At 53.1% G+C, this 12,416-nt stretch carries 14 protein-coding genes; 8 read left to right on the top strand and 6 right to left on the bottom strand.

All coding sequences use genetic code 11. From position 1 onward, the window contains the following. Positions 1-571 precede the first annotated feature (571 nt). Positions 572-1,096, top strand: coding sequence for a GNAT family N-acetyltransferase (locus AC6I8L_RS13740; protein ID WP_058959050.1), 525 nt, complete (start codon positions 572-574; stop codon positions 1,094-1,096). A gap of 118 nt (positions 1,097-1,214) precedes the next feature. Then, a complete protein-coding gene (alaC, locus tag AC6I8L_RS13735; protein ID WP_038645618.1) occupies positions 1,215-2,450 on the top strand; it encodes an alanine transaminase in 1,236 nt (411 codons plus the stop codon). A 40-nt stretch (positions 2,451-2,490) separates the two neighbouring features. Here alaC and ypdK read toward each other — a convergent pair whose 3' ends face one another. The 3 genes from ypdK to AC6I8L_RS13720 form a co-directional block, all read right to left on the bottom strand. Next, positions 2,491-2,565: a membrane protein YpdK gene (gene ypdK, locus AC6I8L_RS13730; protein WP_100701370.1), complete on the bottom strand. Its 75-nt coding sequence runs from the start codon at positions 2,563-2,565 to the stop codon at positions 2,491-2,493. A 202-nt stretch (positions 2,566-2,767) separates the two neighbouring features. After that, positions 2,768-3,796, bottom strand: a complete 1,029-nt coding sequence (locus AC6I8L_RS13725) for an HlyD family secretion protein (protein WP_058959049.1) — start codon at positions 3,794-3,796, stop codon at positions 2,768-2,770. A gap of 5 nt (positions 3,797-3,801) precedes the next feature. Next, on the bottom strand, positions 3,802-5,403 hold the full coding sequence (locus tag AC6I8L_RS13720) for an MFS transporter (protein ID WP_058959048.1): 1,602 nt from the start codon (positions 5,401-5,403) through the stop codon (positions 3,802-3,804). Positions 5,404-5,553: 150 nt separating this feature from the next. Between AC6I8L_RS13720 and AC6I8L_RS13715 the strand changes: the two genes are divergently transcribed. The 4 genes from AC6I8L_RS13715 to AC6I8L_RS13700 all read left to right on the top strand — a co-directional run bounded on the left by AC6I8L_RS13715 (position 5,554) and on the right by AC6I8L_RS13700 (position 8,150). Next, a complete protein-coding gene (locus tag AC6I8L_RS13715) occupies positions 5,554-6,339 on the top strand; it encodes an IclR family transcriptional regulator (protein ID WP_058959047.1) in 786 nt (261 codons plus the stop codon). Positions 6,340-6,346: 7 nt separating this feature from the next. Next, positions 6,347-6,799, top strand: a complete 453-nt coding sequence (locus AC6I8L_RS13710) for a universal stress protein (RefSeq protein ID WP_058959046.1) — start codon at positions 6,347-6,349, stop codon at positions 6,797-6,799. Between the two features lie 9 nt (positions 6,800-6,808). Beyond that, positions 6,809-7,612 carry a hypothetical protein gene (locus AC6I8L_RS13705; RefSeq protein WP_058959045.1) on the top strand — a complete coding sequence of 268 codons (804 nt, stop codon included), beginning with the start codon at positions 6,809-6,811 and terminating at the stop codon, positions 7,610-7,612. Between the two features lie 256 nt (positions 7,613-7,868). Beyond that, positions 7,869-8,150 (top strand): putative periplasmic lipoprotein, encoded by a 282-nt coding sequence (locus AC6I8L_RS13700; protein ID WP_058959043.1) that lies wholly within the window; start codon positions 7,869-7,871, stop codon positions 8,148-8,150. A 67-nt stretch (positions 8,151-8,217) separates the two neighbouring features. Here AC6I8L_RS13700 and AC6I8L_RS13695 read toward each other — a convergent pair whose 3' ends face one another. Together AC6I8L_RS13695 and AC6I8L_RS13690 are read right to left on the bottom strand one after the other, a co-directional pair. Further along, positions 8,218-8,367 carry a hypothetical protein gene (locus tag AC6I8L_RS13695; RefSeq protein ID WP_167347087.1) on the bottom strand — a complete coding sequence of 50 codons (150 nt, stop codon included), beginning with the start codon at positions 8,365-8,367 and terminating at the stop codon, positions 8,218-8,220. A gap of 284 nt (positions 8,368-8,651) precedes the next feature. Further along, entirely contained in the window at positions 8,652-9,869 is a 1,218-nt protein-coding gene (locus AC6I8L_RS13690; RefSeq protein WP_034825201.1) for an L-lactate MFS transporter, read from the bottom strand. A 266-nt stretch (positions 9,870-10,135) separates the two neighbouring features. Between AC6I8L_RS13690 and AC6I8L_RS13685 the strand changes: the two genes are divergently transcribed. Then, positions 10,136-10,375: a hypothetical protein gene (locus AC6I8L_RS13685; RefSeq protein WP_034825199.1), complete on the top strand. Its 240-nt coding sequence runs from the start codon at positions 10,136-10,138 to the stop codon at positions 10,373-10,375. 37 nt (positions 10,376-10,412) lie between these two features. Here the strand turns inward: AC6I8L_RS13685 and AC6I8L_RS13680 are convergent, their stop codons facing one another. Then, the gene (locus AC6I8L_RS13680) at positions 10,413-11,312 is read right to left on the bottom strand and encodes a DMT family transporter (protein ID WP_058959042.1); all 900 of its coding nucleotides are present in this window, start codon (positions 11,310-11,312) and stop codon (positions 10,413-10,415) included. 182 nt (positions 11,313-11,494) lie between these two features. Here AC6I8L_RS13680 and AC6I8L_RS13675 point away from each other — a divergent pair, with 182 nt between their 5' ends. Beyond that, positions 11,495-12,370 carry a helix-turn-helix domain-containing protein gene (locus tag AC6I8L_RS13675; RefSeq protein WP_058959041.1) on the top strand — a complete coding sequence of 292 codons (876 nt, stop codon included), beginning with the start codon at positions 11,495-11,497 and terminating at the stop codon, positions 12,368-12,370. Positions 12,371-12,416: the final 46 nt, after the last annotated feature.

Below are 12,416 nucleotides of genomic sequence, written 5' to 3'. Positions count from 1 at the left end.
AGAACAGCAACGCATGCAGTTCAAGGCCAGAACGGACCAACCCGAAGATAAAAAAACCTTTAATGGCCTATCAATTTCTTCAGAAAGCTCTGTACGGTTTTTCAAACAGCAACGCATTCAGCTCAAGGCCAGAACGGGCTAGCCTGAAGATAAAAACACCTTTAATGACACATCAATTTCTCCAGAAAGCTCTGTACGGTTTTTCAAACAGCAACGCATTCAGCTCAAGGCCAGAACGGGCCAGCCCAAAGAGCAAAGCGTCTGGGCCATGGATGGCCCAGCCGATCTGCAGGGATGCGTGTTGTCTTTGCGATCGGGCTGGCCCGTTCTGGCCCTGGCACCCAACCAACAGCGACTATCAACTCAACTCCCAACTCCCAACTCCCAACTCCCAACTCCCAACTCCCAAAATCCCAAAATCCCAAAATCCCAAAATCCCAAAATCCCCCACACTCCCCAAAAAGAGGAAAACTTGAGTAACAAAAAGAGGATTAGTTATCCCTACGCAGAACGCTGGTTGTAAATCACGCGGTTTGCTATGTTGCCATGAGTTATTTCGCGGAGCGCAGCAATGCAACTTCTTACCCCTCGCTTGTCCCTGACACGCTTACAACCCGAAGACTGGCAAATCTTCAAAGCCGTACACGAAGATCCCGGCACCATGACCTGGGTCAGTGAAATCCCTGACGAAAACGACATACGCCAGCGCTTCACCGAACGCCTTGCGCCCTGGCAAGTCACCAGCTTCCACATGCTGTGCCTGGTGGCACGCCTGCGCGAAACCAATGAACCGATCGGCTTGTTTGGATGCAGTGCCGAATGGCAGCCTTATCGGCAAGCTGAGGTCGGCTACATGCTCTGCCATCGCTTCACCGGAAACGGCTATGGCAGTGAAGCGCTCAAGGCACTGTGCGACTTCTTGCTACAAGCAGAATTTCATAAACTCAAAGCGCTGGTCATAGAGGGGAATTGGCCGTCCCGACGCATTCTGGAAAAGAATGGTTTCACACTTGAGGGCACCCTTCGGGATAATTATCTGCTAAACGACCAATGGGTAAACGATTGGGTGCTGGGTCGCCTGAATTCGCAACATTAAAAAAATATTCTGTTGCTCTCGACAATTCTGTTATCAGCGCGTTATGTTCTTACCTCGGTCACTGCAGTGACCAGCGTCGCTCGGACGGTCCGGGCGCCTACGTAAACCAGAGGACATCATGGCTGATAACAGCACACCCCGTCGTTTCTCGCGTATTGAACGCCTTCCCCCGTATGTATTCAACATCACCGCTGAATTGAAGATGGCTGCGCGTCGGCGCGGCGAAGACATCATCGATTTCTCAATGGGGAACCCGGATGGACCCACGCCGCCACACATCGTGGAAAAACTCTGTCAGGTAGCGCAACGCGAAGATACGCACGGTTACTCCACCTCGAAAGGCATTCCTCGCCTGCGTCGCGCCATCTCGCGCTGGTACGCAGATCGCTATCAGGTAGAGATCGATCCCGAATCAGAAGCCATTGTCACCATCGGTTCCAAAGAAGGGTTGGCGCACCTGATGCTGGCGACGCTCGACCATGGCGACACCGTCCTGGTGCCCAATCCGAGCTACCCGATTCATATTTACGGCGCAGTGATTGCCGGTGCACAAGTGCGTTCCGTACCGCTGGTGGCAGGCGTTGACTTCTTCAACGAGCTTGAACGCGCTATCCGCGAAAGTTATCCGAAACCGAAGATGATGATCCTCGGCTTCCCTTCGAATCCCACTTCACAGTGCGTCGAACTCGACTTCTTCGAACGTGTAATTGCGCTGGCGAAACAGTACAACGTGCTGGTCATCCACGATCTGGCTTACGCCGACATCACCTATGATGGCTGGAAAGCGCCGTCGATCATGCAGGTGCCGGGGGCGCGCGACGTAGCGGTGGAGTTCTTTACGCTGTCGAAAAGCTACAATATGGCAGGCTGGCGTATCGGCTTTATGGTGGGTAACAAAGAATTGGTATCCGCGCTGGCGCGTATCAAAAGCTACCACGATTACGGCACCTTCACCCCGCTGCAGGTCGCGGCGATTGCCGCACTTGAAGGCGATCAGCAATGCGTGCGTGATATCGCCGAGCAGTATAAACGCCGTCGCGATGTGCTGGTGAAAGGGCTGCATGAAGCGGGCTGGATGGTCGATCTGCCAAAAGCCTCAATGTACGTCTGGGCGAAAATTCCCGATCACTATGCGCATCTCGGTTCGCTGGAGTTCGCTAAACTGCTGCTGCAGGAAGCCAAAGTGTGCGTCTCACCGGGCATCGGCTTTGGTGACTACGGTGATACCCATGTGCGATTTGCTCTGATTGAAAACAGCGATCGTATTCGTCAGGCGGTACGTGGCATCAAAGCCATGTTCCGTGCGGATGGCATATTGCCGGGAACGGTAAAAGCGCTGGAAGAAGAAGAGTAAAACTAAGAAGGGCGACTTTGGTCGCCCCGCCTGGCAGGATTTATTTGAGCATCAGCACGAAAGTGCCTACCCAGATTAACAGGAAGAAAGAAACTCCCATCAAAGCATATCTCACAAAACGACTCCTCTGAGCGGTTACCATGCTGGTGATCCCAATCCAGCGTAACCCGAACAGAATAAGAGAAAGGTGAAGTTCATAACCGCTGCACGCTTTCTTCTCAGGTGGTTCCAAGCGAACTCAGAACAGGATCGAGCGCTAATTTACGCGCAATCGATCCGAAAATAAATAGGCCAGTTCTGAGAGATTGCTCACATTTTCATCGGGCGTCAATTTCCGGTATCGCGGACATGCCCACACGCAGTTGTGCCAAATCGGGTTGGTTGGCATCCAGCACAATTTTCACCGGTAAACGCTGCACCACCTTGGTGTAATTACCGGTGGCATTGTCCGGTGAAATGGCGGAGAAGGTCGCGCCCGTCGCCGGTGCAATGCTGTCAACATGACCGGTAAAGGTCTTGCCAGGCAGCGCATCGACTCTCACCACCGCTCTCTGTCCCGGCTGCACATCGGCCAGCTGAGTTTCAAGATAGTTGGCGGTGATATAGGTTTGTTGCAAGGGCACCACCGCCAGCAAACGCGTTCCGGCGCTAACGTAAGCGCCCAATCGCACCGAACGCTGACCCACCATACCGTCTACCGGTGCCACAATCCGCGTATAAGAGAGATTCAGCTTCGCCTGATCCACGCTGGCCTGCGCTGCTGTCACATCGGCCTCTGCCTGACGCACGGCCGCTTGTAACACACCCACCTGTTTCATCGATGCAGCCAGTGCAGCTTCACTCTGGCGCACAGCAGCAGACGCTGAACGTTGGGTTGAACTGGCTTTCTGCTGCTCATCTGCGGCAATGGTGCCGCTTTTATACAGCTGGTTATAACGCGCCGCACTTTGGCCGGCGTATTGCGCTGACGCCTGGCTCGCTGCTAAGGTCGCTTTGGCTTCATCAATGGTTGATTGCTGCTGCTCCAGTTGAGCCTGGCTGCTCAGGCGTTTGGCATCGCTGACCTGCAAATTCGCCTGCGCCGTTTCCAGCGCCACGCGGTAATCGCGATCGTCAAGCGTGGCTAGCAGTTCGCCCGCTTTTACTCGCTGGTTATCCTGCACATTCACACTGGCGATATAGCCGGACACTTTCGGCGCCACCAGGGTGTAATCCGCATTTACATAGGCATCATCAGTGCGATGATCGTTGCCGGTCATTGATGACCAGACAAAAAAGGCCATGGCCAGCAACACGATTAATAGGGCACTCAACAGCACCGTTCTTTTCAAGGCAAAAGCTTGCATATCAGTTATCTCGACGTCGTCGTAACAGGTTGAATCAGGGTTTGTGGCGGCCAGACACGTTTTGGCAACCAGGCAGTCAGTAGTAAAAGCAGTGCGGCGAAACCAATCAGCATTTGGTAGCAGTCACTCAGGCTGAGCACCATCGCCTGATGCTTCAGCAGGGTCGCGAAACCGCTCAGGTTCTCTGCGCTACTGGCGCTGCCATCCGGTAATAAAGGAAAGCTGCTGCTGGATTGGGCGCTGCTGGGCGCGGTCATCAGCCAGGGTCGACTGGCGGCATTGCCCACCAGCACGCTGGAGTGAAACTGTTCCCGGTGGCTGATAAACCATTCCACCAGGGTGCTGGCGGCAATGCTGGAGAAACCGCGCACTGTATTGAACATCGCGGAGGCAAATGGGCCTTCCGGTGGCGCAACCACGCTGGTGGCGCTCATCAACACCGGCAGAATCACCATCGGTTGACCGAAAGCCTGCAAAATTTGGATGACCCAGAAATTCTGTCGCGCCCAGTCACTGGTAATGTTCATGCCCATCAGGCAGGAGATCACCAGCAGCGTCACGCCAGCAGTCAGCATCCAGCGGCAATCAATCCAGCGGATATTGAGCAGTGCTGCCACCAGTGGGGCGATCAGTAATTGCGGCAAGCCGATGGTTAACGCCAGCGGCGCGAATTGCAGCGTGCGGAAACCTTCCACCTGGCCAAGATAGGCGGAGGGCAGCGCGGATCCGGAAAGCGACAGAATCAACACGCCCGCCAGCGCCAGCAAACCGTGCGCGAGATTGTGACGGCGCAGCATCTGCAATTTGAACAGCGGCAACGGGTGAAACCATTCATTAATAAAGAACACAGTCAGCAATGCCAGCGCGCTCAATAATAGCGCCGCAAACAGCGGTGAACTGAGCCAGTCAAGGCGTTCCCCTTGCGTCAGCGCCAGAATCAGCAGCGCCATGCCTGAGCAACCGGTCAGCATGCCAAACAGGTCTATCTGCTCGAAACGCTCGAAGCGTAGCGGGTCTTGCGGTAAGCCCCAGCCAATCAACAGCATGGCGATCAGCATTGACGGGATAACTTGCCAAAACACGAACATCCAGCTCACTTCATCGGTCCAGAAAGCGGCAAGCGTGGCGGCGATATTGGGGCCAAAGGTGGCGGTTAACGCATAGGCGCCAAGACCATAAAGCTTGATTGGCGGCGGCAGAAAACGCAGTGCCACGGTCATCAGTAACGGTGGCAATGCACCGCCAAACAGACCCTGAATCACGCGCAGCGCAATAAACAGCGTGGCGTTTGGCATTAACGGCAGCAGCAAACCGCACAGCATAAAGCCAGCGGAAACCGCCAGAGCAAAACGACGCAGGGAAAAGGTCACGGCAAACCATGGCGCGATCATCATCGCGGCCACTTCCGCCGCCTGATAAGCGGAGATGATCCAGCTGCCTTGATCGTAGCTCATGCCGATGGCGGCACGGATATCTGCCAACGCAATATCCGTCACGCGGTCATTTAATCCGGAGGTGAGCGCAGCAATCAGCACGCCAACCAATCCCAGCGCCAGGCGCAGGGTAAACGGATGGGGAGCCGGAGCCGCAACAGGCTGGGCGTTCATAACAGGTGTCTCGTTTTATTATTGATGCAGTGTATTGCGATGTGATACATGTCGCATCTTACATCTCGGTATGATGTATTGCAATGTGATACAGGGTGTAAAAGTGCGGTCATTCGCGCTAAAGTAGGGCAGGCCAAAAAGGAACGCACAATGGTTGAACTTCCCTCAAGCCGTGAGGATGAAAAAGCGGGTGGCATTCAGGTCATCGCGCGTGCGGCAAAAATTCTGAATGCGCTGGGTGAACATCCGGGCGGCATGAGTCTGGGCGAAATTGCGCAGGTGGTCGATCTGCCACGTTCAACGGTGCAGCGTATTATCGCCGCGCTGGATAGCGCGCAACTGGTGCGCAGCAGCGGGGCGGGCGGGCTTCGTCTGGGACCGGCACTGCTCAAGCTGATCTCCAGCGTGCACAGTGATGTGGTCGAAATCGTCCGTCCGTTTCTGGAACAACTCTCCGCCGACATCAACGAAACCGTTTCGCTGGCACGCGCCAGTGGCACGCAGTTAGCGATTGTTCACTATGTGGTGGCATCCCGGGAATTGCGCGTGGTGCCACGCATCGGTTTGAATCTCCCGCTCTACAGCACTTCAGGCGGTCGCGCACTGCTGGCACTGGAAAGTGATGAAGATGTGCGCGTGATGGTCGGCGAAGCCTATAAAGAGTTGACCGAAATGACGGTGAAAACCTTGCCACAACTGCTGGAGCTGATTGCTGAGGTGCGTAACAGCGGTCTGGCCATTGATCTTGGCGAAACACTGGAAGGAATTTCCACCATGGCGGTGGCGATCGACACGCTGTTTGGTCGCTTCTCCATTTCGCTGCTGGTGCCGACGGCGCGTTTTCATAAACAGGAAGCGCGCTATCGTGATGAAATCATGAAATGCAAAGAGGCGCTGATTCGCGAAATTGGCAAAATGACCGCTGTGGAAGGATAACCAACTGATGAAAACCTTGCTGATGGCCATTGATAATTCACCGGTGGCAGAAAAAGTCATCGCGTTAACCATTGAACAGGCGCTGGCGCAACAGGCGCAGGTCACGGTGTTGTGCTGTGTCGATCCCGCTTATTCCTCCTGCAATCAGCCGATCGAAATCGATGCGGGCGAAGATCCGGATGATTTCGTCGCGGCAAAAGATGAACAAAACACCGCTGAAATGGTGGTGCGTCACGCGCTGGCCCCGCTACTGCGTGCCGGGGTGGCTGCCAAAGGTTTGATTCTGTCCGGTGAAGCCGCGGAAACCATTGTGGCTCAGTCCAATGCACTGAAGGCCAGCATGATCATCATCGGTCGCCGTCATCTTTCTCCTTTTAATCGCTTACTTAAAGGTTCGGTGAGTGCGGCTGTGATTGAGCGCGCCAACTGCCCGGTTCTGATTGACGTTCGCAAGGATTAATCACGCTCCATGTTTTCCCTCTTACCTATCACGCTGGCGGCGTTTGCGCTGCTGGCGGTGATTATCATCGTTCTGATCCGCACCACGGCACTCCGCTTATGGCAGGGGTTAGTGCTGTTTTTACTGCCGTTAATCCTGGCGAACATGCTGTGGTTTAGCTGGTTACATCCACGTCAGGAGCGACAGGCGCTGGAAAGCGAGGTGGCAAATCAGCTAAGCCTCGCACCCGGCTATCGTCAGCTCAAAACACAGGAGCCGGCGTTGTGGCAAATGCTTAATCGCGAGTTACTGCACAAGCGTATGGAAGGCGTGCCTGCTGACCAGGCGCTGGGCGAGTTACGTGGATGGCTGATGGATCTGGTTAATCAGCGTATGGCGCGTGCAGACGACGAAACGCTGCTCAATTATTTGCGCGTGTCAGTGCAGGAGATGCAGGCACTGCAGCAACCGGAGCCACAACGCTGCTTCCGCTTCCTTTACCCGCAGGTAAATGGCGGCATCAATTTGCAACAAGCGCTGTCACCGACGTTGTACCAGCGAGATGCCCTGGCGTTAGATATGCTCCTGAAAAACAGCACAGGCGAAGAGCGACCGATTGATCAGCAGGGCGCACAACGTGATTTGCAGAGCGTCGTGGAGAAACTTTACGGCAAGTGGGGTGATAAACTTCAGCAACTCAACATGCCTGCTGATACTGCCGTTGATCGCAGCGCCATGTGTGCCATGTCGATTGATCTTTACAGCGGCATTCTCGCATTGCCTGCCAAACAGTCCGCCAACCTTTTGCGTAAGATGGTCAGCCTTACCGGTTAGGTTTACGCGTAAAAAAAAGCCCGCTCAGCGCGGGCATAAAGGTCACTTTCCGTTTGTTTTTCTCGTGTCACCTGGTGTGGTGCAGACTTCGTGCTGTCTGAAAGCATCATGTCATCGGTTAAGTGATATGAAAAACCGTTTGGTTTTATTGATTTGATTGGTAAAAACTTTAACAAAATGACTATTTCGCGCCAGTTTCCTATAGATGCGTGCGGCTTAGGCATTTAGACTGCTTCGCCTGGAAGAGGACACCCTAATGAAAAAAATGCTTATTAGCGCGCTCGCGCTTTTTATGCTGGCCGGTTGTAGTGTCAGCAAACCCGGTGGATTTGAACGTGTCGATGAAGATAAAAGCTCAAATACCGTGCAATATCGTTACGACCCGCATACGTTGAATAAAGATGCGATGGAAATCGATTTGGCGAATTATTGTAACCAACGTGGATTTGATAAAGTGGAATCGCTGCCCGCGCAGGACAGCCATCTACCCGGATTAAAGAAAGCCTGGTATCAATGTAATTACGCGGTAAAAAGTTAAAAGAAAGGGCGGGATAATTTCCCGCCCTTTTTGTTTTTTTATTATGTGCTGTGTGTGCTTTGCCCAACTACCAATGACGACCATGATGACCACGGTCATGATGCCAGCCACCGCCGTGGCCCCAGCCCGGTCCGCGCCCATGTCCGTCATGAACGATACAACCACTTAACATCGTCATAATGGCAACAACCGAAGCAGCTTTAATAAGTGTTTTCATGGAGAGTCCTCCTCTTTTCCAATGAAGCCAGATTACCGGGGAAAAGTGGAGTGAAGATGCAGTAAATGTAGAGTTATTTCTGGATCTATTACCAGATATGTCAATTTAAAGCTAAAAACGTCAAGGCGGGAAATAAACCAATCAGATAAAACCGAATGCCTGATGATAATAACGCGAATAGTCTGAAATGCAATCCTAAATAACAGCCGTTCTCAACTCTTAAAACATTACGCAGAAAAGATGGAGAAAATAGATGCCGCACAGTGATGCGGCATCTGTTGAGATTAATTATGCAGCAAAGGTTCAGTCACGTTTTGACGATTTGGCAGACGGATGCTGAGCGACAACACCAGTGAAATCACCAGCAGTGTCATGATCAAGCTGAAGGTCACGGTAAAACCACCAAACACGGAAGCCACCAGTGAACCCATCACGCTGCCGATACCGAATCCCAGGTAAATCAGCCCGTAATTTTTCGTCAGATTATTAAGACCAAAGAAATCGCTGACCAGGGAAGGGAACACGGTGATGGTGCCACCAAAGCTAAAGGCAACACAGGCCAGTGACAGGAAGAAGGTGGTTTCATTCATCCGGGTAAACAACAAAATGCTCATGCCCACCAGTGAAACGATCTGTGCCAGTGAAATGACGCGAATACGTGCCATTTTATCGGAGAGTACGCCGAGAATAAGACGGCCACTCAGGTTAGCAATCGCGATGACAGTCACGGCATTAGCAGCGGTTTGCGTGGTCAAATGGACCATCCCTTCGCCGATGTCTTTCGCCACGCCAATCACATACAGTCCGCTCATGCAGGCAGTGAGGAACATCAGTGCCAGCATCCAGTACTGTGGCAAGCGCACGGATTGCGCCAGCGTGTAATCTTTTTCCAGCACTTTCGCGTTACCGCTGCTTTGCTGGATAGGGGCATCACGCATCATCAGCGCACCCACAATGATCATACTCATCGCCAGCACACCCCAAATCATAAAGGTGTTCTCCAGACCGTAAGTGCTGAGCAGCGCGCCACAGATAAATTTGAAGCCGAGGCTACCTAAGCCGTAAGCGCCAATCGAGCAGGCGGAGATTAATCCTTTGCGCTCCGGGAACCACTTCACGCAGTTTGACAGCGTCATCAGGTATCCTGCGCCATCCGCTAAACCGACCAGGATGCCGGCGCTGAGATACAGCATCATTAGGTTATCGGCATGAGCGGTCAGCCAAAAGCCAATCGCCATTAAAATCCCGGCGCCGATGGTGACGTTACGCACACCAAAGCGCTCCTGTAATTTTCCCGCCAGTGACGATGCAATCGCCAGGCCCAGGCTGAGTAAACCAAACGAGAAGGCAACCTGACTGATTGGCGCATCAAGCTTATGCGCCAACTGGCCGTTAAACAGGCTCCAGGTGTAAACCGAACCCAGTGCAAACTGAGTGATGATGGTGCCGATAAGGGTAAGCATGCGGGTGCGCTGCAACTGCGCGGATAGTTCTGTTTTCATTTTTATCTCTCCCCTCAGGGAATGCGGAATCTGCAGCGATAATAGGCAGCTTACGCGCGCGTGGGGCGAAGCAGGGCATCAAGAGACAGGATGAAGGAATGAAATGCAGTAATACGGGTATGAATGGCATTGGGTCACAGTGGTGTCAATTTAAGCGTAGCGGTTGCCATGGGTAAGCATGTGTAACCAGGTGTTATAAGCGTACCGATTTCGCTGCAAGATGACAGTTTTTTGCCAGGCTTAAGATTCACTCAATAGGAGGAAATATGACAGACCGAGCATATGAATCCGCGTCAAGCGAGGATGAAGTTTGCTGCATCATCGGTCAGGCGGTGATCGAGTTAAGCGATGAGCATCAGCCTGTGAATAAATCCACGCTGTCGCTGAAATTACTGGCTATGGCCGATCGCGACAGAGATGATGAACGCGTTCTGCTTTACTGGATTGCCAGAAAAGCCATCAATAAACCTCACCAGCTCAATATCGGCGTTCAGGGCTGGCGCTAGAGGACCAAAGAGCGGGCGCAATGCCCGCTCTCGCTATTCATGCCAGGCGTAATTTGCGTGCCGTGGGCCAGCGCACAAACATCACCATATTCCCCATCAGAATCATCGACAGACCCACGATGGCATTGCTGTGCCACTGATATCCCTCATAAATGGTCGACAACGTCAGTGCCACCAATGGGAAAAGCAGTGTGCAGTAGGCGGCCTGGCTGGCTCCGATACGACCGACAAGTGTGAAATAAGCGCCAAATCCAAGCACAGAGCCAAAAATGGCCAGATAACTCATCGAACCAAGCCACTGCAAATTCAGCGCAGGCGCTAATGAATCGCCATTCAATAGTGCGATGATTGCCATAACAATTGCACCATATAACATGGCATAGCTGTTGGTGGTCAGCACATCACGTTGACGGCGCTGATGGCGAGTCGAAATCATGTTTCCCAAAGAGAATCCAAGCGTGCCCAAAGCACTTAGCCCAACGCCCCACAGCAGTTGCGGAGCCGGGTGCGCTGCCTGAATGTCATTCCAGAACAAGGCAACAATTCCTCCCAAACCAAGCACGGCCGCGGGCAACAGGCGAAACGGTGGGCGCTGACGGAAAAAGATCCAGCTGTTGAGCGCGTTATACAGCACGGCCATGGAGAAGATGACCGATTCCAGGCCACTGCTGATCCACGCTGCCGCATGATAGAAACAAACGAAGTTGAAGCCAAATACGCAACAGCCTTGCATTAAGCAGAAAAGGTGATCCTGCCTATCCAGTGGGCGCAGGCGTTTAATCAGCTTCAGGATCACTAACATCAACACCGAGGCCAGCAAAAAGCGCCAGAATACCGCTACCAGAACCGGCGTGTTAGCCGCTTCTTGTTGCAGGAAAATCGCAATCCAGGTCGTGCCCCAAATCAACACCACCGCAAGGTACAACATAATGTTCATCGCATTCTCTCCAGCAAAATCATTGCCTGAAGTGTGACGATCATGATGGCCATCTGCTTGCACGCAGTTGCGCCCGAATTGCAAAATCTTGCGCTTTTTACACGGATGTCCTGCGTTGGCCTGTTTTCTGGCCGTGGAGATCCGTAAACTGTGCGTTATTAACCTGTGAGTGGATCCCTTTGATGCCCGATTATCAAACCTTCGACATGCTGCAGCGCCATAAAGCGCAATTGCGCGATAGCGTCCAGCTTTCGGGTGGCATCAAGTTGGCGGCCTGGTTTAATAGTGGCGATCGTGTCACTAATCTTAGCGATCACCATACGCTCAGCCTGTATACCGCGGATGGCTATGACACCTGGCATAAAACTCAGCATGGTTGGCGCAACGGCGGTGGTCCGGATCGCTTCTGCCTGATGCCGAGCGGTGTTGAATCCACCTGGGATTTACGCGCCGATTTATCGTTCGTGCATCTCTACTGTACTGACGAGCACTTGCGTCATCTTGGCGAACAGATTTGGGATCGCAGCCCCGCCCAACTTAACCTGCATGAAAAGATCTTTGCCGACGACGATCGTATCACGCAACTTTATCGCCATTTCCTGCTGAGCGTTGACTGGCAGCAACCCGCTAATCAATTGATGCTGAGCAGTGCCTCAACGTTGTTAATGACGCATCTTTTGCAGCGCTACAGTGAAGTGCAGTGGCAGGCGCCACAGGTGCGCGGCGGCATAGCGCCCGCGGTATTGCGGCGTGTGTTGGCTTTTATTGATGCACAGTTGGATCAGCCGTTGACGCTGGCGCAATTAGCTGCAGAAGCTTCATTGAGTGAGTATCACTTTGCTCGCATGTTCCGCAGCAGCGTGGGCGAAGCGCCACATCAGTTCGTGATGCGTCGTCGTATGGATACCGCACTGCAACTGTTGAAGTTCAGTGCACTGCCGTTAACTGAGATCGCGCTGCGTTGCGGTTTCCACTCTTCCAGTCACTTCAGTAACCGTTTCCGCCAGTTGCATGGTGTCACCCCTTCCGCATGGCGCCAAAACGCGCACCAGCTTTGATTCCGCTGTAATTACCTGAAACAGCCAGTTTCTACCTTCGAGAAAC

The organism is Type-E symbiont of Plautia stali, from assembly GCF_059731115.1.
This window is presented reverse-complemented; position numbering and strand designations above follow the sequence as displayed.